This is a genomic window from Thermopolyspora sp. NPDC052614 (assembly GCF_040678635.1).
In the GTDB taxonomy this organism is placed as follows: domain Bacteria; phylum Actinomycetota; class Actinomycetes; order Streptosporangiales; family Streptosporangiaceae; genus Thermopolyspora.
The window spans coordinates 160,490-181,883 of record NZ_JBFATZ010000001.1; the positions used below are offsets into that span (position 1 = coordinate 160,490).

The following is a 21,394-nucleotide window of genomic DNA, read 5'->3' on the forward strand; positions in this document are numbered from 1 at the left end:
CGTTCGACCTTCCGGCGATGGCCATCCGGCGTCTGGGCCGTTCCCACCGAGCCGCGAGCGGGGCTGAGCCGGCTCCGGCCGCTTGCCTTGTGCGGGGGCGGCCACGCCCCGCCTGGATCTCCTGGGGTGGGGAAGGCGGCCCGCCGGGTCCGCCGATCCGCCTTCGGGCGGCCTCCTACGCCGGTACGCCAGTTCGAACCGAGAGTGGTGCCGAGTTACCCACAGGGACGGGTTATCCACAGAAGGTGAGCGAGGCGGCACGGCGGTCGGGTTTCGCGGGCAGGCTGAGGTGCCATGAACATCGACGAGACACCGAGGATGCTGCTGGCCACACCCGCCGATCTGCTGTGCGCGGTGCCCTACCTCCTGGGCTTCCACCCGGTTGACAGCCTGGTGGTGGCCGGATTCACCGGGTGGCCGCCGGACGGGCGGCTGCGGCTGACCACCCGGTGGGATCTGCCCGTCGCGGCCGGGTCGCTGCGGCGGCTGCCGCTGCTGCTCGGCCGCGAGGGCGTCGCCCAGGTGATGCTGGTGGGGTTCGGGGCGGGCGCGCTGGTGACGCCGGCCGTGGACGAGGCCGCCAGGCTGCTGCGCGAGGCGGGCATCGAGGTCGCCGAGGCGCTCCGCGCTGAAGGCGGGCGCTACTGGTCATATCTGTGCCGCAACGTCCGCTGCTGCCCGGCCGAAGGCGTGCCGTACGACGCGGTCGCCAGCCCCATCGCCGCCCAGGCGACCATGCACGGCATGGTGGCCCTGCCGGATCGAACCAGCCTGGAACGGTCCGTGGCGCCGCTCGACGGGCCGATGCGTCAGGCGATGCGCCAGGCCACGGCGCGGGCGGTGGCGGAGGTCGGCCGCGACCTGGCCGCTGCGGCGTGCCCGGACGCGTTCGCGGCGGCGTATGTCACGGCCGGGCTCGGGCGGGTGCGCGCCGCCCTGCGGGCCTATGGTCGCGGCGACCGGCTGTGCGACGACGAGGCCGCCCGCCTGGGCCTGGACCTCGCCGTGATCCGGATCAGGGACGAGGCGTGGACCCTGCTCGACGACGCCACGATCGGCGTGCATCTGGACCTGTGGCGGGATCTCACCCGGCGGCTGGAGCCGCGCTTCACCCCTCCGGCCGCGTCCCTTCTGGGCGTCGCCGCCTGGCGTAACGGAGACTGCGCCCTCGCGGGCATCGCGGTCGAACGCGCCCTCGCCGCCGACCCCGCCTATTCGCTGGCCCGCCTGCTCCAGGAGGGCCTGCGCCATTTGATCTCGCCCAACATCCTCCGCTCGGGCATGCCGAGTCCGCAGGACTTGGACGAGCAGATGGGCAGACCAACGGCGGCGTGGCTGACCCCGCTGGTCGCCCTCCTCGACGACGACGCCGACCGAAGTCCCGGACCGAAAGCGGTGGACAGCCTTATGGCACCCCCCTCACGCGACCCCAGGGCAGGATGACTCGAAGGACCCACCCTGGCGTCGCCAACAGGATCGCCGGACCGATCAGAGCCCGGTGAAGGTGTCGGCACGGCAAGCCCGAAGCGCGTTGGAGTGGGCGTGACCAGGTCGGGGGCATGTCCAGGTCGGGGGCATGTCCAGGTCGAAGGCATGACCGGGTCGGGGGTATGGCCGGTGTTTGGGCGTGGTCGTACCGGGTGGGGCCTAACCAGGGGAGATCAGGCCGAAGTGAGGCGACAGGGCGTGTACGGCCGGGAGCAGGCGCAGGCCGAAGCCCGAACGTGGCCCTGGGCCGGAGGGCCGAGCGTGGCCCTGGGCCGGAGGGCCGAGCGTGGCCCTGGGCCGGAGGGCCGAGCGTGGCCCTGGGCCGGAGGGCCGAGCGTGGCCCTGGGCCGGAGAAAGGATGGGGCCGCCGTCGGCGGACGTGTCGTCAGAGTCCCTCGGACTTGCGGCGTTCGTTGTAGGCGCGCATGCGAGGGGGGTAGCCCGTCAGCTGCACGTCGTAGACCGGGAGGGCGAGGTCGCGGGCCACCTTGTGAATGACCGCGGGGGAGCCCACCCGACGCCGGGTCCACTCGCCGTCGTCCGCGACCGCGACCGCGGTCGTGTCGGTGGCGAACGTCTCCGGTTCGACGTAGAACTCCACGCCCCGGCGCGACTTCGCGAAGGCGATGAGCGCCTCGATATCGGCGTCCGTGGCCTCCCGGTCGAATCTGGCGATCTTCGGCCCACGCCAACGCCTGATTCCGTAGCGATCCCGCCATCTCATACCCCTTGTATACCGTTCTTGGGGTCGTCTTGGGCGGCAACATCCGGGACGTATAAGGGGGACCTCGGGGTTGTTCCCGATGGACCACCCCGGGCGGGTGGCGCAGGATGGAAATGTCACGAGCGAAGACCTTGATAAACCTGCCCGCGAAACGGCGGCCGGGGAAGGTGAGTAACCAGATGCAAGCGACACCGTCGCGGGGAGTCGGCGGACCTCCGGCGCCCCACCCGCGGCTTCGCGTCAGCAACCAGGACCGGGACCAGGTCATCGAGCAGCTCAAGGCGGCCTTCGCCGAGGGCCGGCTCGACAAGGACGAGATGGACGAGCGGCTCGACCGCGCGATGAACGCCCGCACCTACGGCGAGCTGGCGCCGATCACGTGGGACCTCCATCCGGCCGCGTACGCGCCGGGTCCGGCCCCCGCCCCGCGGTCCGCCTCGTCCTACGCCCCGCCGTACGTCGGAGCGCCCGACGGGAGCGAACGCCTCGGCGCGGCGGCGGCCCACCTGCTGCCGCTGTTCGGCCTGGTCATCATCGGGCCTCTGCTGATGCTGCTGACCATGGGCAGGACCTCCCCGTACGTGCGGCGCCACGCGGTCGAGGCCCTCAACTTCCACATCACCCTGGTCGGCGCCTCGATCGTGCTGCCCCTCACGATCATCGGCGTGGCGCTGATCCCCGTGATCTGGGTGGCCGCGGTGGTCCTCTCCATCGTCGGCGGCCTCTCCGCCCTCGGCGACGGCGGCTTCCGCTACCCGCTGACCCTGCGTCCGTTCAAGTGATCACGTAATCAGGGGGGCGTTCCGGCGGTCCGGGCCTGGACCGCCTCAGAACATCAGGGAGCGCACGGTTTCGACGGTGTCGGCGTCCTCGGGGCGTTTGTCGGGGCGGTAGCGGAGAACGCGCGCGAAGCGCAGGGCCATGCCGCCCGGGTAGCGGGGGGAGCGCTGGACGCTGTCGAAGGCGATCTCCACGACCAGCTCGGGGCGGAGGGTGACCACCCAGCCGTCGGTCGGGCCGTCGGCGATGCGCAGGAACTGCTCGGTCTGCCAGGCCAGGAGCTTGTCGGTCAGCCCCTTGAAGGTCTTGCCCAGCATGACGAAGCCGCCCGTCTCGGGATCACGGGCGCCCAGGTGCAGGTTCGACAACGTGCCCTTGCGGCGGCCGTGCCCCCACTCGGCGGCGAGCACCACCAGATCCAGCGTGTGCCGGGGCTTCACCTTGATCCACGCCGCGCCGCGACGGCCCGCCGCGTACGTCGCGCGCGGCGACTTGACCACCAGGCCCTCGTGCCCTTGGCGGACCACCTCGGCGAAGAACGCCTCCCCCTCGGCCGGGTCCGCGGTGACCAGCCGGGGAATGAGCAGTTTGTCGGGCACCACGCGGGCCAGCTCCGCGTGCCGTTCGGCGGCGCTGGACTCCAGCAGGTCCCGCCCGTCGACGCGCAGCGCGTCGAAGAAGAAGACGCTCAGCGGCGTCGAGGCCCGCAGCTTCGCCACGTCGAGCTTGCCGGCCACCCGGCCCGAGGTGACCTGGAAGGGGTGCGGCCGTCCGTCGGACCGCAGTGCGATCACCTCGCCGTCGAGCACCAGGTCGGTCGAGGGCAGCGCCAGCACGGCCTCGACCAGTTCAGGCACCTGCGCGGTGATGTCGTCGAGGGTCCGGGTGAAGACCATCACCTGGTCGCCGGAGCGATGGGCCTGGATCCGCACCCCGTCGAGCTTCCACTCCAACGCGGCGGGCCCGCCGATCTTCTCCAGGGCCGCCGCCACGTTCGGCGCGCTCTGCGCGAGCATCGGCGCGACGGGCCGGCCCACCTCCAGCCGGAACGCGCGCAACGCCGCCACCCCGCCGCTCAGCGCGGCGGCCCCCACCGCGGGCAGCGAGCCGCGCAGCGTGAGCGCACGCCGTACCTCCGCGGCCGGGACCTCCGCGGCCATGGCGATCGCCTCGATCATGACCCCGTCGAGCGCCCCCTGCCGCAGCTCGCCTTGGAGCAGCCGCACCAGGAACGACTGCTCCTGCTCCGTCAGCGCCCCGAACAACTCGGCGGTCAGCGCCCTGCGGGCCGCCTGCGACCCCGGCCCGGAACAGGCCTTGATCTCGTCGAGCAGCCCGTTCACCCGGGACAGCGTGGCGGTGGCGACCTGACGGGGCGACGGCAGATCACGCAAGCCGCTCCACCCGAGCCCCACCTGCCGCTGCGGCAGCACCCCCGACAGGTACGCGATCGCGATCTCCGCCTCGTCCGGCCCCACCCGGCCGAGCAACTCCGCCAGATGTCGGATCTTGGCCAGCCTGGCGGAGTCGGCGGCGACCGCCGTGGATGTCCGCGCCAGGTCGATCAGCAGCACAAGGCAATCCTGCCCTAGGAGGCCGACATTTGGGAGACGATGGCCGGTCGACCCGCGTCACCCGGCCATCACGTCCCGTCTCAGTTCACGGCGCCTCGGTTCACGCCGTCTCAGTTCACACCGCTTCAGTTCACGTCAGTTCGGGTCAGTTCACGCCGTCTCAGTTCACGCCGAGGAGGTCCACGACGAAGATGAGGGTCTCACCCGGCTTGATCACGTTCCCCGCGCCACGGTTGCCGTAGCCCAGGTGCGGCGGGATGGTGAGCTTGCGCCGCCCGCCGACCCGCATGCCGGCCACCCCCTGGTCCCAGCCCGCGATGACCTGCCCGCCGCCGAGCCCGAACTGGAAGGGCTGACCGCGGTTCCACGACGCGTCGAACTCCTCGCCGGTGGAGAACGCCACGCCCACATAGTGGACACTGACCGTGTGCCCCGGCTTGGCCTCCGGCCCGTCCCCTTCGACGATGTCCACGATCTCCAGGTCCGCGGGCGGCTGCCCCCCGGGGAAATCGATCTCCGGCTTCTCCAGTGCCACGTGGGTACTCCTGTCTAACTCGCGTACGGGCCGGCCGCGTTCGGGCCGACCGGATGACTCTACGGCGTCACGGCCGCGTCCGCTCCGCGTCTCGCCTCCGGTTCGCCCCCGCGACGTCATCGGAGACATTACCGGCGGAATCGGATAGGTCGTCACCGGCCGGGCCCTGTAGGAGCGGGATTGGAACCGACGAATCCGAGAGCAGGGCGGGGCTACGAGCCGGACGCCGGCACGCGAGGTGTGGGTGCGCGGAGCGTCGTGGCCGCCTGCGGCCCAATGCAGACGGCCCGGTGCGGACGGCCCGGTGCGGACGGCCCGGTGTGGGTGGCCCGGTGTGGGTGGCCCGGAGTGGACGGCTACGGCTGGCGCCAGCTCTGGTGGAGGGGCATGCCCTCGGCGTAGCCGTTGGTGCTCTGCACGCCCACGACGGCGCGTTCGTGGAACTCCTCCAGGTTGCTCGCCCCGGCGTAGGTGAACGACGAGCGCAGCCCCGCCACGATCGCGTCCAGTTGGTCCTCCACCGAGGGGCGCTGCGGGTCGAGGTACATGCGCGAGGTGGACACCCCCTCCTCGAAGAGCGCCTTGCGGGCGCGCTCGAACGGGGAGTCGTCCGCCGTGCGTAGCCGTACGGCCCGGGCGGACGCCATGCCGAAGCTCTCCTTGTAGCGCCTGCCGTCGGCGTCCACGCGCACGTCGCCCGGCGACTCGTACGTCCCGGCGAACCACGAGCCGATCATCACGTTGGACGCGCCCGCCGCCAGCGCCAGGGCGACGTCGCGGGGATGCCGCACCCCGCCGTCGGCCCACACGTGCCGGCCGAGCCGCCGCGCCTGCGTCGCGCACTCCAGCACCGCCGAGAACTGCGGTCGGCCCACCCCCGTCATCATGCGCGTGGTGCACATCGCGCCCGGCCCCACGCCCACCTTGACGATGTCGGCCCCGGCGTCCACCAGGTCCCGCACCCCCTCGGCGGTGACCACGTTCCCGGCGGCGACCGGGACGGACGGATCCAGCCCCCGTACGGCCCGCAGGGCGTCGATCATCTTCTGCTGGTGGCCGTGGGCGGTGTCCACGACCAGCACGTCGACCCCGGCGTCGAGCAGCCCCTTGGCCTTGGCGGCGACGTTGCCGTTGACGCCCACCGCCGCGCCGACGCGCAGCCGGCCGCGCTCGTCCACGGCGGGCTGGTAGAGGGTGGACCGCAGCGCCTGGGTCCGGGTGAGGACGCCCACCAGCCGCCCGTCGGCGTCCACCACCGGCGCGAGCCGGTGCCGTCCCTCGGACAGGATGTCGAACGCGCGGCGCGGCTCCACGCCCGCGGGCAGGGTGAGCAGCGAGGCCGACATCACCTCCGAGAGCTGGGTGTACATGTCGATGCCGTGGCAGTCGGCCTCGGTGACCACGCCCACCGGCCGGTTGTCCCAGTCGACCACGATCACCGCGCCGTGGGCGCGCTTGGGCAGCAGGTTGAGCGCCTCGCCCACGGTGTCGTGGGGGGTGAGGGTGATCGCGGTGTCATGCACCAGATCGCGGCGCTTGACCCAGTCGATCACGTCGGACACGACGTCGAGGGGGATGTCCTGGGGGATGATCGCGATCCCGCCGCGCCGGGCCACGGTCTCGGCCATGCGGCGGCCGGCCACCGCCGTCATGTTGGCGACGATGATCGGCAGGGTGGTTCCGGTGCCGTCACGGGTGGACAGATCCACCGAGAGCCGGGAATCGATCGCGGATCGTGACGGAACCATGAACACGTCGCTGTAGGTGAGGTCGAAGGAGGGCGTCTGGTCGTTGAGGAAACGCACGTTCATCCAGCCTATGTGGTACTTCTTCTCTAGAAGTCTTCCCCGATTCGTCACCGCGCAGCGGTCCAGGGGTCTGGGAGACGTCACAATTGTCCGTATGGCCCGCCGCGGCGATGCCGAGAGGCAATGCCGGGCGCTTCTTGTCGGCCGGGACGGATACATTGGCGGCGCTGGTCAGGTGTGCGAACACGCTGGTCACGGTGCGCTGACGGGGAGGCTCGGGTGACGCGCGGGGCGAGGGCGTCCTTTCGTGTACGGGTTGCAGCCGATTCGCGGAGACGGCGAGGCCGGGTCGTCCGGCCGTCGGCTCCGCGCGGATCGGCTTCGGATGATGGGCGAAGGAGGTGTCGGGAGCGTATGCGGCAGGGGAAGCGTGGAACGCGGCATCTTGTTCTCCCTGCCCGCGAGAGCGGGCCGACGACCTGTACAGGAGGACCGGCGACCTGTACGGGAGGACCGATGACGGGATGTCGCGGCGCGGGGACGGAGGAGGTCCGGTGAACATCGTCGACCGCCCCGAGATCCTCGTCGTGGGCTACGCCGCCCGGACGTCCCCCGCCGCCGAGGCGGACCCGTCTCGCGCGCAGCTTCCCGCCCTCTGGCAGCGGGCGGGCGCGCCCGGCGCGTTCGCGCACGTCCCCGGCAGGGTCGATGAGAACCTGTACGCGGTGCTCACCGACTACGAGAGCGACCACCACGGCGCCTACACGCAGATCGTGGGCATCGCCGTGCGGTCCGCGGCGCGCCTGCCCGAGGGCATGGTCGCGGTGCGGGTCCCCGGCGTCCCGGTGATGAAGCTGGAGGCGCGCGGCCCCATGCCGCAGGCGCTCGTCGAATGCTGGCAGGAGGTCTGGAAGCACACCGAGTCCGGCGCCGTCCCCGCCCGCGCCTTCACCACCGACGTCGAGGTCCACCACCCCTCCGGCGCCGACCTCTACATCGCCGTCCTCACGCCTCCGCCCTCCTGAGCCCGCCACCGGGCCGTACGGCCGGTCCCTACGGCCCGGCCCCCGATCCGGAGGGGATCGGGGGCCGCGTGGGTCAGGCGAGGACGCCCTCGGCGCGCAGGTCCTTGGCGGCCTGCTCGTCGATGCCCCACGAGGACAGATCGTGCAGGCGGGTCGCGGGGGCGAGGTCGGCGTGGCCGCTGTCGAGCAGGCGCGGCGCGGGGGCCGCCTGGGTGAGCCCGGCGACCTCCACGAAGGTGCCGCGGGCGCGGTTGTGGGGGTGCTCCGGGGCCTCGCTCATCGACAGGACGGGGGAGACGCAGGCGTCCGACCCCTCGAAGACCTTTTCCCACTCGGCCCGGGTCTTCGACTTGAACGCGTCCGCCAGCCGGGCGCGGATCGCGGGCCAGTTGGCCCGGTCGTCCCGGTCCGGCAGGTCCTCCAGGCCCATCTTGGCGACGAGTTCGGCCCAGAATTGGGGCTCCAGGGAGCCCACGGCCATGAAGTCGCCGTCGGCGGTCTCGTAGGTGTCGTACATCGGCGACCCGGTGTCGAGCAGGTTCGTGCCCCGTTCCCCCCAGAGGCCGTTGGCGATCATCGCGGGGAACATCGAGAACAGCAGCGCCGCGCCGTCCACCATGGCCGCGTCGATGACCTGGCCGCGCCCGGTGCGCTCGCGCTCGAACAGCGCCAGCAGGACGCCGTAGGCGAGCATGAGCCCGCCTCCGGCGAAGTCGCCGAGGATGTTGATCGGCGGGGTGGGCTTCTCCCCGGCCCGGCCCAGCATCGACAGCACGCCCGAGATCGCGATGTAGTCGATGTCGTGCCCGGCGGTCGGCGCGAGCGGCCCCTCCTGGCCCCACCCGGTCATCCGCCCGTAGATCAGCCGCGGGTTGATCGCCCGCAGATCCTCCGGCCCGATGCCGAGCCGTTCGGCGACCCCCGGCCGGAAGACCTCGATGACCACGTCGGCCTCGGCGGCGAGCCGCTTGAACGTCTCCACGCCGCGCGGCGACTTCAGGTCGAGCCCGATCGTGCGCTTGCCCCGGTCCAGCACGGTCGCGGACGGCTGATCGCCGGCGCGGGTCACCGCCGACACCCGGTCCACGCGCAGCACCTCGGCGCCGTGGTCGGCCAGCATCATCCCGGCGAACGGTCCCGGCGCGAGCCCGGCCAGCTCCAGCACGCGCACTCCGGCCAGCGGCCCCTTCCCCATGATTCGGCGCCTTTCGTACGGTGATTCGGTCCAGAGCCCAGTAGAACAATATTCGGGGGGCTGGCGCAAGCGCGGCCCGGGCGGAGCGGGCCTGCCGGGGCGGCCGGCGCGGCGGGCGTGGCGGGCGCGATGCAGGCCAGACGTTGACCTGAGCTTCGGCGTGTTGCGGGAGATCGCCGCCGTGCCGTCTCGTAGGATTTCGGATTGCCCTTCACCGGTTTTCGGGGACCCGCTGAGTTTCCGCACGTTTAACGTGTCTAGTCTGGTTCGGGGTCATTTGAGGAGATACCGTCACTTGGAGGGGATCTCCGTTTACATTTCGTGGGGGTGATGGCATGCCCGGACGCGGGACCGGTACCACAGGGACAACCCGCCCCTCCGAGCCCCGGATGGAGGCGCATCGACGAGCCGTCGAGCAGATCAGGGAGTCCTACGCAACGCTGCCGGAAAACGCCGCGCCCAGGCTCGCGAAGGCCACGACCAATCTGTTCCGCTTCCGCGCGCCCGCCAAGCAGGCGAAACTGTCGGCGCGGGACCTGGACCAGGTCATCTCGGTGGACCCGGAGACCAGGACGGCCGAGGTCCAGGGCATGACCACGTACGAGGACCTGGTGGACGCCACGCTGCCGCACGGGCTCATGCCGTACGTCGTGCCCCAGCTCAAGACGATCACCCTGGGCGGCGCCGTCACCGGCCTCGGCATCGAGTCCACGAGCTTCAAGGACGGCCTGCCGCACGAGTCGGTCGAGGAGATGGAGATCCTCACCGGCGACGGCCGCGTGATCACGGCACGGCCCGAGGGGGAGCACGCCGACCTGTTCCACGCTTTCCCCAACTCCTACGGCACGCTCGGCTACGCGCTGCGGCTGCGCATCAAACTCGCCCCGGTCAAGCCCTACGTACGGCTCACCCACCTGCGCTTCACCGACGCCCACAAGTGCATGCTGGCCATGCAGGAGATCTGCGAGTCCGGCGACCTGGACGGCGAGAGCGTCGACTTCGTCGACGGCACCTTCTTCGCCCCGGACGAGCTCTACATCACCGTGGGCCGCTTCGCCGACCGCGCGCCGTACACCTCCGACTACACCGGCATGCGCATCTACTACCAGTCGATGCGCACCCGCAGCCGGGACTGGCTGACCGTCCGCGACTACCTGTGGCGGTGGGACACCGACTGGTTCTGGTGCTCGCGCGCGTTCGGCGTGCAGCAGCCGCTGGTGCGCTCGGTGATGCCGCGCAAGTGGATGCGCTCGGACGTCTACCGCAGGCTCGTCGGCCTCGACCAGCGCTTCGGCATCACCGCCCGGGTGGACCGCTGGCTGGACCGCCCGGTCCAGGAGTCGGTGATCCAGGACGTGGAGATCCCGGTCGAGCGCGGCGCGGACTTCCTCGCCTTCTTCCACGAGAAGGTGGGCATGACCCCGGTGTGGATGTGCCCGCTGAAGGCCGCGAGCCGCTGGCCCCTGTACCCGCTGGAGCCGAACCGGCTCTACGTCAACTTCGGGTTCTGGGGCATGGTGCCGTTGCCGCGGGGGCAGTACGACGGCTACCACAACCGCCTCATCGAGAACGCCGTGCATGAGCTCGAAGGCCACAAGTCGCTCTACTCCACGTCGTTCTACCCCCGCGACGAGTTCTGGCGCCTCTACAACGGGGACGCCTACTGGCCGGTCAAGCGAGCCTACGACCCGGGCGGCAGGCTGCTCGACCTCTACGACAAGTGTGTCCGGGGGCGTTAGGAGGTTGATCTGATGACGACACTCGCGCAGATCTTCGAGAAGATCATCGGGGACGACGTGGGCGTCGCGTTCTCGGCGTACGACGGCAGCAAGGCCGGGCCGAGCGACGCCGACCTCAGGATCGAGGTGAGGTCGCCGATCGCGGTGGCGTACCTCGCCCAATCTCCCGGCGAGCTGGGCCTGGCCCGTGCCTACGTGAGCGGCCATCTGGACGTGCACGGCGACATGTACACGCTGCTGTCGCGCATGTGGTCGCTCACCCTCAACGATCTGCCGCTGAATGCGAAGATCGACGCGATGCGCTCCCTCGGGCTCAAACCGCTGCTGATGCGCGTGCCGCTGCCGCCGCAGGAGGTACGCCGCAGCGCCATGGCCCGCCTGGGCAGCAGGCACGCCAAGCGGCGCGACGCCGAGGCGATCAGCCACCACTACGACGTCTCCAACAGGTTCTACGAGTGGGTGCTCGGCCCGTCCATGGCCTACACCTGCGCGACCTTCCCCAAGGAGGACTCCTCCCTGGAGGAGGCGCAGTTCACCAAGCACGACCTGGTCGCCAAGAAGCTCGGCCTCAAGCCCGGCATGCGGCTGCTCGACGTGGGCTGCGGCTGGGGCGGCATGGTCATGCACGCGGCCAAGGAGTACGGCGTCAAGGCCCTGGGCGTGACGCTGTCGAAGCAGCAGGCCGAGTGGGCGCAGCGGGCCATCGAGGAACGCGGCTTGGGCGACCTCGCCGAGGTGCGGCACATGGACTACCGCGACGTGGCCGAGTCCGGCTTCGACGCGATCAGCTCGATCGGCCTCACCGAGCACATCGGCAAGGACAACCTGCCGTCCTACTTCCGGTCCCTGCACGACAAGCTCAAGCCGGGCGGGCGGCTGCTCAACCACTGCATCACCCGGCCCACCGGCAAGGAGAAGACGATCAACCAGGGCGGTTTCATCAACCGCTACATCTTCCCGGACGGCGAGCTGGAGTCGGTGGGCTACCTCATCCGCCAGATGGAGGACAACGGCTTCGAGATCCGGCACGAGGAGAACCTGCGCGAGCACTACGCCAAGACGCTGCGGTTCTGGTGCGCGAACCTCGACGAGCACTGGGACGAGGCGGTGCAGGAGGTCGGCCGGGCGATCGCCCGGATCTGGCGCCTCTATATGGCCGGGTGCGTGGTCGGCTTCGAGCGCAACAAGGTGCAGCTCCACCAGGTGCTGGCCGTACGGCTGGAGGAGGACGGCAACGCGCGGATGCCGCTGCGGCCCTCCGTCGACTGGCCCTGATCGTCCTTAAGGCCCGCAAGGCCCGCAAAGAGTACGGCCCGCCCGGCGGCACCGGGGCGGGCCGTACGGCCGTCTGCGGGGCCTAGCGCAGCTCGCGCTTGAGGATCTTGCCGGTGGCGGTCATCGGCAGCGAGTCGCGGAACTCCACGATGCGCGGGTACTTGTAGGCCGCCATGTTCTCCTTGGCCCAGGCGATCAGCTCGTCCTCGGTGATCGTGGCGTCCGGGGTGCGGATGACGTACGCCTTGACCTCCTCGCCGTGCTGCTCGTGCGGCACCCCCACGACGGCGGCGAGCGAGACCGCCTCGTGGCTCATGAGGACCTCCTCGACCTCCCGCGGGTAGACGTTGAAGCCACCACGGATGATCATGTCCTTGGCGCGGTCGATGATGGCGTAGTAGCCGTCGGCGTCGCGGGTGGCGATGTCGCCGGTGCGGAACCAGCCGTCGCGGATCACCTCGGCGGTCGCCTCGGGCCGCTTGTAGTAGCCCTTCATCACGTTGTGGCCGCGGATGGCGATCTCGCCGGGGCCCTCGCCCTCGATGGTGTTCCAGTTCTGGTCGACGAGCTTCATCTCCACGCCCCAGACCGGGGTGCCGATCGTGCCGGCCTTGGCCGGGCGGCCGGGCTGGTTGAAGCTCGCCACCGGCGAGGTCTCCGACAGGCCGTACCCCTCCAGGACCGGGACGCCGAAGGTCTGCTCGAAGTCCTTGAGCACCTCCACCGGCAGCGACGCGCCGCCCGAGACGCATGTCTGCAGGCCGTCGGGGATCTGCTCGCCCTCGGCCTTGACCGTCGTCACCAGGCTCCAGTACATGGTCGGCACGCCGGCGAAGAAGGTCACCTTCTCGTTGCGCATCAGCTCGAGCGCGGGCTTGGCCTCGAAGCGCGGCAGCAGCACCACGGTGGCGCGGCGCAGGAAGCCGGTGTTCATGACCACGGTCTGGCCGAAGGAGTGGAACAGCGGCAGCGTGGCCAGGTAGACGTCGTCGCCGGCGCTCTCGAACATCGCGTCCGACACCATGGCGTTCATGAGCATGTTCATGTGGGAGAGCTCGGCGCCCTTGGGGCGGCCGGTGGTGCCGCTGGTGTAGAGGATGACGGCGGTGTCCTCGGGCGCGGTCGGCGCCGTCGAGAACTCGCCGGACATGCCGTCCAGCGCCCCCCAGAAGACCTCGGCGCCCTCGATCGAGGACGTCGTGGCGAGCGGGGTCGCGGGCAGCACGATGAAGTTGCGCGGCTTCACGTCGTCCCGGCCCGCGGCGTACTCGTCGAAGCCCGCCTTGCCGCGCTGCCCGAGGGGCAGCTCCGGGGTGCCCTCGAAGCAGAAGAACGCCTTGGCGTCGGAGTCGTCGAGGTGGTAGGCGATCTCCCTGGGCTGGAGCAGGACGTTCAGCGGGACGACGGTCGCCCCGGCCTTGAGGATGCCGTAGTAGACGAACGGGAAGTACGGCAGGTTCGGGCAGGCGATCGCGACCTTGTCGCCCCTGCCGATGCCGCGTGCGGCCAGCAGGTTGGCCACCTGGTTGGCCACGGTGTTGATCAAGGAGTAGGGCAGGCGCATCTCGCCGAAGACGATCGCGGTCCGGTCGGGGGTGACCCGGGCGCTGTCCTCCAGCACGATCGACAGGTTCAGCATCGAACTCTCCTTAGTCCGCCTCGCGTACGGCAGGGACCATCCTCGCATTCGAGGCATACCTACTGGTACGTAACTTCATGTAACGAATTTATTGAAGATGGATGGGTTGGTAGATTGGCGGTGGTGATCCGCGAGTCCGCGGGCGTCTTACGGGCCGAGGCGGTCCGGGAGGTGCGGCGATGACGGTGGTACCCGAGATCAACCTGTCCGACGTCGCGTTCTGGCGGCGTCCGATGGAGGAGCGGCTGGCGGCCTTCGCGCGGCTCCGGGCGCTCGACCGGCCGGTGTTCATGCCGGAGGTCAAGATCCCCTTCCTGCCGCAGGGACGCGGCTACCACGCCCTGGTGCGGTACGCCGACGTCACCGAGGCCGGCCGCAACGCGGGGGTGTTCAGCAGCGAGCCCGCCGCCAACAGCGTGCCCGACCTGCCGCGCTGGATGGCCGTCTACTTCGGCTCGATGATCAACATGGACGATCCCCGGCACGCCCGGCTGCGGCGCATCGTGTCGCGGGCGTTCACGCCGCGCATCCTCACCAAGATGGAGGAGGATCTGCAGCGGGCCGCGCACCGGATCGTGGCCGAGGCCGAGGAGGAGGGCGACTTCGTCACGCAGATCGCCGCCAAGCTGCCGGTGCGGGTCACCTGCGACATGATGGGGATTCCGCAGGCGTGGCAGGACGAGGTGCTTCGCCGTACGAACCTGATCCTGGGCAACATGGACCCGGAGTACACCGGCCTGGAGCCACGGTTCGGGCGGGTGAACATCGCCCGCGGCCTGGCCAAGCTCCTCGGCGCCGGGCACGCGCTCAGCCGCATGGCCAAGCGGCTCGGCCGGGAGCGGCGCCGCGACCCCACCGGGGACCTGACGAGCCTGCTGGTGAACGGCGAGGAGCGGCTGACGCCGCAGGAGCTGGGGTCGTTCTTCATCCTGCTGGTGGTGGCGGGCAGCGAGACCACGCGCAACGCGATCGCGCACGCGCTGACGCTGTTCACCGACCATCCCGAGCAGCGCGAGCTGCTGCTGAGCGACTTCGACCGGTACATGCCGGGCGCGGTGGAGGAGGTCGTGCGCTACGCCAGCCCGGTGGTCCAGTTCCGCCGCACGCTCACCCGGGACCACGAGATGAACGGGCACACCTATCGCAAGGGCGACAAGGTGCTGCTGTACTACGGCTCCGCCAACCGGGACGAGTCGGTCTTCACCGACCCGGACGTCTTCGACATCACGCGTAACCCCAACCCGCACGTGGGGTTCGGCGGGCCCGGTCCGCACTACTGCCTCGGGGCGCACCTGGCCCGGCGGGAGATCACGGTGATGTTCCGCGAGTTGTTCGACCGGTGGCCTCGGCTGCGGGCGGCGGGGGAGCCCGACCGCCTGCTGTCGAACTTCATCAACGGCGTGAAACACCTGCCGTACGCCACCTGAACACGGTTCTCGCGCCGGATTCGCCGCGGGAATCCGGCGCTTGCGACAGGATCGAACGTAGGGGGCGTGCGGAGGACGTTGCGCGCGGCCTCCTGATGTGGTCAAGATGAACCGAACGCCGTTCTGCTTGGGAGGCTTCCCGTGACCCTGCGGCTCGCGGACATCAACCTGTCGGATCTGGACTTCTGGTCGCGCCCGATGACCGAACGGGAGGAGGCCTTCGCCCTGCTGCGGGCGCAGCCCGGCCCGGTCCACTTCCCGGAGACCGCGTTCGGCGGCCTGCCGAGCGACGGCCGGGGGTACTACGCGATGGTGCGGCACGCCGACATCGTGGCGGCCAGCCGCAGACCGGAGGTGTTCAGCTCCGGCAAGGGCGCCACCACCATCGCCGATCTGCCCACGGAGTTCAACGAGTACTTCGGCTCGATGATCAACATGGACGATCCCCGGCACGCGCGGCTGCGCCGGATCGTCTCCCGGTCCTTCACCCCGAAAATGATCCAGAAGTTCGAGGACGACGTGCGGGCCGTCGCCTCCCGGGTGGTGGACGAGCTGATCGAGCTCGGCCCCGGCCGCGACTTCGTGACCGAGGTGGCCGCCAAGCTGCCCCTGAGGATCATCTGCGACATGATGGGCATCGGCCCCGAGCACCACCAGATGGTGTTCGAGTCCACCAACGTCATCCTGTCCGGCGGCGACCCCGAGTTCGTCGAGGACCTCAACGAGCTCGCCACGCTGCTGCTCACCCACGCGCAGCGGCTGCAGGATCTGGTCACCTCTCTCGCGCAGGAGCCGGGAGAAGGACTGATCAAGGCGCTGACCAGCGCGAACATCGACGGCGAGAAGCTGACGATGCAGGAACTCGGCTCGTTTTTCATCCTGCTCGTGGTGGCAGGGAACGAGACCACCCGCAACGCCATCGCCCACGGCCTGCACCTGTTCACCGAGAACCCCGAGCAGCGCGAGCTGCTGCTCGCCGACTTCGACGGGCGCATCGGCGGCGCCGTCGAGGAGATCGTGCGCGTCGCGTCGCCGGTCGCGTGGATGCGCCGCACCCTCACCCGCGACTACGAGCTGAACGGCACCCCGTACAAGGAGGGCGACAAGGTTCTGCTCTACTACTGGGCGGCCAACCGGGACGAGGACGTCTTCACCGACCCGTACCGATTCGACATCCTCCGCGACCCCAACCCGCACGTGGGATTCGGCGGGCCGGGGCCGCACTTCTGCCTGGGGGCGCACCTGGCCCGGCGGGAGATCACCGTCATGTTCCGTGAGCTGTTCACCCGCCTGCCGCGGATCCGCTCGGTCGGCGAGCCGTCCCGGCTGCGCTCCAGCTTCATCAACGGCATCAAGCACCTGACCTGCGAATTCTGAGGTCACCCGGCCGGCCGTGGCGCTCATGGGCGCTCATGCCCATGAGCGTTCGTACGGCGGACGCCCCGGAGGAAGGCCGGCGCCGGGGCGTCCGGAGGTCACGCGCCGTTGACGCGGACCTGGCTGAAGACGGTGTTGATGTCCGGGCGCAGCTCGCGCTTGGAGTCGGGCACCGACATGTACACGATCGATGGCAGCCTGGCGCCGGTGTCGATCGCCGCCACCACCATCGTGGTCTTGGCGTCGCCCGCGGTCACCTGGTAGGCCATGAGTTCCGCCTTATTGCCGTTGACCGTCATCTTCTGCTGAACGGTCTTCACGATCGTGTTGCCCGACGGGAAGAACTTGATCCGGGCCTGGTACGCGACCGCGCTCACCACCGTGGCGAGCTTGTCCGGCGAGGTGTACTTGGAGCTGAGCGACTGAGCCAGCGGACCGGTCATCACCTGGGCGAACTGCGGCTTGCCGGTGGGGTCGGTGCCCGCCGCGACGTACTGGCGGGTCGTGTAGCCGTAGGCCGTGCGGATCTTGTCGGTGCGCGTGTCCTGCCGCCAGGCGCCGCCCAGCCTGGGCACGACGAGGGCCGCCGCCTGGTCGGTGATCGTGCCGTTCACCGGGGATGCCTGGCCGGTGTACTTGGGCAGCCGCCTGCGGGTCGACGTGGGCTTGGTGGTCGTGCCCCCTTGGCTCGCGGTCGGCTTGGCCTGGGCCGTCGCGTCGCCGTCATCGGCCGCGGACGCGAGCGGGCCGGCGAGGAACGCCCACGCCACCACGCCCGCCATCGCGATGACCACCGAGCCGACCAGGGCGAACAGCCAGATCGGGCGGCCGCCCGTGTTCAGCTCCTCCTCCTCGCCGATGGCCTGGTAGTTCTCGCCGAAGACGGTGTTCCACAGCTCCTGCTGACGCTCGGGCGGCGGGGTCTTCGGGCCGCTGATCTGGCCGGCGGTCACGAACGGCCGGTAGGGGTCGTCGCCCCCCTGCGGACCTCCGGGCTGTGCCCCCGGTTGCGGGCCTCCGGGCTGTGTCTGGCCCGGGTGGCCCGGCTGGGGGCCGCCCGGCTGCGGATGGCCCTGTGGGGGCTGAGGGCCGTTTTGCGGATGCGGTTGGTGTCCGTGAGGGTGTCCGGGGCCGCCCGGGGGGTGCGGGCCGGGCTGAGCGCCGCCCGCGGAAGGACCTCCCTGGTACTGGCCTCCCTGGTTCGGGGCCGGGGGGTTCGGGCCGTTCTGGGGGTGTCCGCCGTGGTTCGGGCCGCCGTGGTTTGGACCGCCATGATTCGGACCGGCGTGGTTCGGGCCGCCGGATCCCGGGGCACCGGGAGGGGCCGCGTGGCCCGGGGGATGCGTCATACGGGCGCCGTCGGCGGGGGCGTCGCCGTACCTTGTCGCGGTCTCGCCCGGCACCGGGGCGGGGAAGGGGTTCGACTGACCGCCGAGCCGTGCGGTCTGCTCATAGGAGCGGGAGTCCGGCGGGCCGGGCGGACGGCCCTGCGCCTCGCGTCCGAACGGATCCGGGCCGGGCGAACCGGCGGCACCGTGCGCGGGGCCGTGGGCGCCGGGTTCGGCGCCGGAGGGGCCGTACGGGCCCGGCCGGCGGTGCGGCTCCGGGTGTCCGCCGCCGGGCATGCCGAAGGGTGGAGGGACCGGTTCGCGCCCTTGGGGCGCTTGCGGCCATGCCGGCATCGGGGGCTGGCTGCTGTGCTCCGGGGCCATGGCTGGCGTACCTCCCGCGGTCATGCCCGGTTTGGGGGTGGTCGGCATGATCTCATGCGCGCCAGGGGGTTCCGCAGCGAAACCGGAGAACGCGTCCCTGAACTGGTGCCCAGAGGGGTCCGTCGGAGGATCCTGCATCGGCAGGCTCCACTCCGCTGAAACGTCTTCCGGTCCCGTCGGGACTGAGTTGGCCACGCGGCGACCCTAAACCAATGGGACAGAAGAGGTCACAACGGATCTATCACCATCGGGTATCGCCGATCGGATCCGCGCGAGGCGGTCGCCGGGACGACGCAAAGACGATGAATACCCCTTGCAACCTGCGCTAGTCTTTCAGTATGCGTTCCGCGACCCTTAGCAGGCCGCATCGACCACGTTGAGCACGTGACCGGTCGATGCGGCTGCCCCTCGTGTGAGCGGGGGGCTTCTTTGTGGGTCGGATCGGTCGTTCACCGGCGCAGACATAACCAAAGGGACAATCACCCATGAGCGAGCAGTACGAGCCGAAGGCGCTGCAGGAGAAGTGGCAGCGACGCTGGGAGGAACTGGACCCGTTCCGCGCCGGCGAGGACCCGGACGACGACCGCCCTCGCAAGTACCTGCTCGACATGTTCCCCTACCCCTCCGGCGACCTCCACATGGGTCACGGAGAGGTGTTCGCCATCGCCGACGTGGTGGCCCGCTACTGGTTCCACAAGGGCTACAACGTGCTGCACCCGATCGGGTGGGACTCCTTCGGCCTGCCGGCCGAGAACGCCGCGATCCGCCGCAACGCGCACCCCGCCGAGTGGACCTACGCCAACATCGAGACGCAGGCGGCGTCGTTCCGCCGCTACGCGATCTCCTTCGACTGGTCGCGCCGCCTGCACACCAGCGACCCCGAGTACTACCGGTGGAACCAGTGGCTGTTCAACCGGTTCTTCGAGCGCGGCCTGGCCTACCGCAAGGGCGGGCTGGTCAACTGGTGTCCGCAGGACCAGACGGTGCTCGCCAACGAGCAGGTGGTGGGCGGCCACTGCGAGCGCTGCGGCGCCGAGGTGATCCGCCGTGAGCTGACCCAGTGGTACTTCAAGATCACTGACTACGCGCAGCGGCTGCTCGACGACATGGCCCAGTTGGAGGGCGGCTGGCCCGAGCGCGTGCTGACCATGCAGCGCAACTGGATCGGCCGGTCCACCGGCGCGGACGTCAAGTTCCGCATCGAGGGCCGCGACGAGCCCGTCACCGTCTACACCACGCGGCCGGACACGCTGTTCGGCGCCACGTTCTTCGTGGTCGCCGCCGACGCGCCGCTGGCCGAGGAGATCGTCGCGCCCGACCGCCGGGAGGCCCTGGAGGCGTACCGGGCCGAGGTGGCCAAGCTGTCCGACATCGAGCGGCTGTCCACCGAGAAGGAGAAGACCGGCGTCTTCCTGGGCACGTACGCGATCAACCCGGTGAACGGCGAGCGCCTGCCGGTGTGGGCCGCCGACTACGTGCTGGCCGACTACGGCCACGGCGCGATCATGGCGGTGCCCGCGCACGACCAGCGCGACCTGGACTTCGCGCTGAAGTTCGGCCTGCCGGTGAAGGTCGTGGTGCACACCGGCCTGGCCGACCCGGGCGAGACCGGCGTCGCCACGCCGGGCGAGGGCACGCTGGTCAACTCCGGGCCGCTGGACGGGCTGAGCAAGGCCGAGGCGATCGCGAAGATCATCGAGATCCTGGAGGCCGACGGCACCGGCACCGCCGCGGTCAACTACCGGCTGCGCGACTGGCTGCTGTCCCGCCAGCGGTTCTGGGGCACGCCGATCCCGATCATCCACTGCCCCGACTGCGGCGAGGTCCCCGTACCGGACGACCAGCTGCCGGTCACCCTGCCCGACCTGCGCGGCGAGGCCCTGGCGCCCAAGGGCGTCTCCCCGCTGGCCTCGGCCACCGAGTGGGTCAACGTCGACTGCCCCAAGTGCGGCGGCCCCGCCAAGCGGGACACCGACACGATGGACACCTTCGTCGACTCCTCCTGGTACTTCCTGCGGTACTGCTCGCCCCAGCTGGAGGACGCGCCGTTCGACCAGGAGCCGGTGCGCAGGTGGGGCCCGATCGACCAGTACGTGGGCGGCGTGGAGCACGCCGTGCTGCACCTGCTGTACGCGCGGTTCTTCACCAAGGTCCTGTACGACATGGGCATGGTCGACTTCACCGAGCCGTTCACCCGGCTGCTCAACCAGGGCCAGGTGATCAACGGCGGCAAGGCCATGTCGAAGTCGCTGGGCAACGGCGTCGATCTGGGCCAGCAGATCGAGGAGTTCGGCGTCGACGCGATCCGGCTGACCATGGTCTTCGCCGGGCCGCCGGAGGACGACATCGACTGGGCCGACGTCTCGCCGGGCGCGTCGCAGAAGTTCCTGTCCCGCGCCTTCCGCGTGATGGTCGAGGCCGGGGCCGCCACCGCCCCCGGCATCTCCTTCGCGGGCGGCCACGAGGAACTGCGCCGGGTCACCCACCGCACGATCGACGAGGTCACCCGGCTGATCGAGGCGCAGCGGTTCAACGTCGCCGTGGCCCGCATGATGGAGCTGACCTCGGCCATCCGCAAGGCGATCGACTCCGGCCCCGGCGCGGCCGACCCCGCCGTCCGCGAGGCCGCCGAGACGCTGGCCATCATGCTCTCCCTGGTCGCGCCGTACGCGGCCGAGGAGGGCTGGGAGCGGCTGGGCCACGGCCCGACGATCGCCCGCGCCCCCTGGCCCGAGGCCGACCCCGCCCTGCTGGTCGTCGAGTCGGTCACCTGCGTCGTCCAGGTCGCCGGCAAGGTCAGGGACCGCCTGGAGGTCTCCCCGGACATCTCCGACGCCGACCTGGAGGCCCTGGCGCTCGCCTCGGAGAAGGTCCAGGGCTACCTGTCCGGCGCCCCCCGCAAGGTGATCGTCCGCGCGCCGAAGCTGGTCAACATCGTCCCCTGACGGCGTCCGTCGGGTGAACGTCCCCCGGCGGGGTCTCTGTCGGCCCCGCCGGGCGCTGCTGGACCCGCCGAGCGCTGCTGGGCCGGTGCCGGAGCGTCAAGCTCTCCCGGCGCTTCGCGGCCCGGCGATCTGATCGCTTACCCCGCACCCGTCACTCTCGGCTCGTCGGGGGCGGTCGCCGCTCATCCGGCGGCAGGCAGGCCGGTGCCCA

General features: G+C 70.6%; 15 protein-coding genes. 8 read left to right on the forward strand and 7 right to left on the reverse strand.

Going from position 1 to position 21,394, the window contains the following annotated elements; translation table 11 throughout:
- Nucleotides 1-294 precede the first annotated feature (294 nt).
- Complete coding sequence (locus AB0K60_RS00655; protein WP_364046902.1) at nucleotides 295-1,443, forward strand: DUF4192 domain-containing protein; 1,149 nt, start codon at nucleotides 295-297, stop codon at nucleotides 1,441-1,443.
- 430 nt (nucleotides 1,444-1,873) lie between these two features.
- On the opposite strand, the gene AB0K60_RS00660 is transcribed toward AB0K60_RS00655, so the two are convergent.
- Nucleotides 1,874-2,212, reverse strand: coding sequence for a hypothetical protein (locus AB0K60_RS00660; protein WP_364046905.1), 339 nt, complete (start codon nucleotides 2,210-2,212; stop codon nucleotides 1,874-1,876).
- 179 nt (nucleotides 2,213-2,391) lie between these two features.
- Between AB0K60_RS00660 and AB0K60_RS00665 the strand changes: the two genes are divergently transcribed.
- Nucleotides 2,392-2,994: a DUF1707 and DUF4870 domain-containing protein gene (locus tag AB0K60_RS00665; RefSeq protein WP_364046908.1), complete on the forward strand. Its 603-nt coding sequence runs from the start codon at nucleotides 2,392-2,394 to the stop codon at nucleotides 2,992-2,994.
- A 45-nt stretch (nucleotides 2,995-3,039) separates the two neighbouring features.
- Here AB0K60_RS00665 and AB0K60_RS00670 read toward each other — a convergent pair whose 3' ends face one another.
- The 3 genes from AB0K60_RS00670 to AB0K60_RS00680 form a co-directional block, all read right to left on the reverse strand.
- Entirely contained in the window at nucleotides 3,040-4,566 is a 1,527-nt protein-coding gene (locus tag AB0K60_RS00670; protein WP_364046911.1) for an ATP-dependent DNA ligase, read from the reverse strand.
- A gap of 160 nt (nucleotides 4,567-4,726) precedes the next feature.
- Complete coding sequence (locus AB0K60_RS00675) at nucleotides 4,727-5,101, reverse strand: FKBP-type peptidyl-prolyl cis-trans isomerase (protein WP_364046914.1); 375 nt, start codon at nucleotides 5,099-5,101, stop codon at nucleotides 4,727-4,729.
- 356 nt (nucleotides 5,102-5,457) lie between these two features.
- Nucleotides 5,458-6,906, reverse strand: a complete 1,449-nt coding sequence (locus tag AB0K60_RS00680) for a GuaB1 family IMP dehydrogenase-related protein (protein WP_364048119.1) — start codon at nucleotides 6,904-6,906, stop codon at nucleotides 5,458-5,460.
- A 497-nt stretch (nucleotides 6,907-7,403) separates the two neighbouring features.
- On the opposite strand from AB0K60_RS00680, the gene AB0K60_RS00685 reads away from it, so the two are divergent.
- A complete protein-coding gene (locus AB0K60_RS00685; protein WP_364046917.1) occupies nucleotides 7,404-7,874 on the forward strand; it encodes an effector binding domain-containing protein in 471 nt (156 codons plus the stop codon).
- A 73-nt stretch (nucleotides 7,875-7,947) separates the two neighbouring features.
- Here AB0K60_RS00685 and AB0K60_RS00690 read toward each other — a convergent pair whose 3' ends face one another.
- On the reverse strand, nucleotides 7,948-9,069 hold the full coding sequence (locus tag AB0K60_RS00690) for a CaiB/BaiF CoA-transferase family protein (protein ID WP_364046920.1): 1,122 nt from the start codon (nucleotides 9,067-9,069) through the stop codon (nucleotides 7,948-7,950).
- A 389-nt stretch (nucleotides 9,070-9,458) separates the two neighbouring features.
- Between AB0K60_RS00690 and AB0K60_RS00695 the strand changes: the two genes are divergently transcribed.
- Together AB0K60_RS00695 and AB0K60_RS00700 are read left to right on the forward strand one after the other, a co-directional pair.
- On the forward strand, nucleotides 9,459-10,808 hold the full coding sequence (locus tag AB0K60_RS00695) for an FAD-binding oxidoreductase (RefSeq protein ID WP_364046923.1): 1,350 nt from the start codon (nucleotides 9,459-9,461) through the stop codon (nucleotides 10,806-10,808).
- 12 nt (nucleotides 10,809-10,820) lie between these two features.
- Nucleotides 10,821-12,083 carry a cyclopropane-fatty-acyl-phospholipid synthase family protein gene (locus AB0K60_RS00700; RefSeq protein WP_364046926.1) on the forward strand — a complete coding sequence of 421 codons (1,263 nt, stop codon included), beginning with the start codon at nucleotides 10,821-10,823 and terminating at the stop codon, nucleotides 12,081-12,083.
- Nucleotides 12,084-12,165: 82 nt separating this feature from the next.
- Here the strand turns inward: AB0K60_RS00700 and AB0K60_RS00705 are convergent, their stop codons facing one another.
- Nucleotides 12,166-13,722, reverse strand: coding sequence for a long-chain fatty acid--CoA ligase (locus AB0K60_RS00705; RefSeq protein ID WP_364046929.1), 1,557 nt, complete (start codon nucleotides 13,720-13,722; stop codon nucleotides 12,166-12,168).
- A 179-nt stretch (nucleotides 13,723-13,901) separates the two neighbouring features.
- On the opposite strand from AB0K60_RS00705, the gene AB0K60_RS00710 reads away from it, so the two are divergent.
- Nucleotides 13,902-15,149 (forward strand): cytochrome P450, encoded by a 1,248-nt coding sequence (locus AB0K60_RS00710; protein WP_364046932.1) that lies wholly within the window; start codon nucleotides 13,902-13,904, stop codon nucleotides 15,147-15,149.
- Nucleotides 15,150-15,290: 141 nt separating this feature from the next.
- Nucleotides 15,291-16,526: a cytochrome P450 gene (locus AB0K60_RS00715; RefSeq protein WP_364046935.1), complete on the forward strand. Its 1,236-nt coding sequence runs from the start codon at nucleotides 15,291-15,293 to the stop codon at nucleotides 16,524-16,526.
- Between the two features lie 98 nt (nucleotides 16,527-16,624).
- Here the strand turns inward: AB0K60_RS00715 and AB0K60_RS00720 are convergent, their stop codons facing one another.
- Entirely contained in the window at nucleotides 16,625-17,479 is an 855-nt protein-coding gene (locus tag AB0K60_RS00720) for a hypothetical protein (protein ID WP_364046938.1), read from the reverse strand.
- A 1,244-nt stretch (nucleotides 17,480-18,723) separates the two neighbouring features.
- On the opposite strand from AB0K60_RS00720, the gene leuS reads away from it, so the two are divergent.
- Nucleotides 18,724-21,183, forward strand: coding sequence for a leucine--tRNA ligase (gene leuS / locus AB0K60_RS00725; protein ID WP_364046941.1), 2,460 nt, complete (start codon nucleotides 18,724-18,726; stop codon nucleotides 21,181-21,183).
- Nucleotides 21,184-21,394 lie beyond the last annotated feature (211 nt).

Coding starts and splice junctions, on each gene's coding strand:
- AB0K60_RS00655 (WP_364046902.1), top strand. CDS start 295: ATGAACATCGACGAGACACCGAGGATGCTGCTGGCCACACCCGCCGAT.
- AB0K60_RS00660 (WP_364046905.1), bottom strand. CDS start 2,212: ATGAGATGGCGGGATCGCTACGGAATCAGGCGTTGGCGTGGGCCGAAG.
- AB0K60_RS00665 (WP_364046908.1), top strand. CDS start 2,392: ATGCAAGCGACACCGTCGCGGGGAGTCGGCGGACCTCCGGCGCCCCAC.
- AB0K60_RS00690 (WP_364046920.1), bottom strand. CDS start 9,069: ATGGGGAAGGGGCCGCTGGCCGGAGTGCGCGTGCTGGAGCTGGCCGGG.
- AB0K60_RS00695 (WP_364046923.1), top strand. CDS start 9,459: ATGGAGGCGCATCGACGAGCCGTCGAGCAGATCAGGGAGTCCTACGCA.
- AB0K60_RS00700 (WP_364046926.1), top strand. CDS start 10,821: ATGACGACACTCGCGCAGATCTTCGAGAAGATCATCGGGGACGACGTG.
- AB0K60_RS00705 (WP_364046929.1), bottom strand. CDS start 13,722: ATGCTGAACCTGTCGATCGTGCTGGAGGACAGCGCCCGGGTCACCCCC.
- AB0K60_RS00710 (WP_364046932.1), top strand. CDS start 13,902: ATGACGGTGGTACCCGAGATCAACCTGTCCGACGTCGCGTTCTGGCGG.
- leuS (WP_364046941.1), top strand. CDS start 18,724: ATGAGCGAGCAGTACGAGCCGAAGGCGCTGCAGGAGAAGTGGCAGCGA.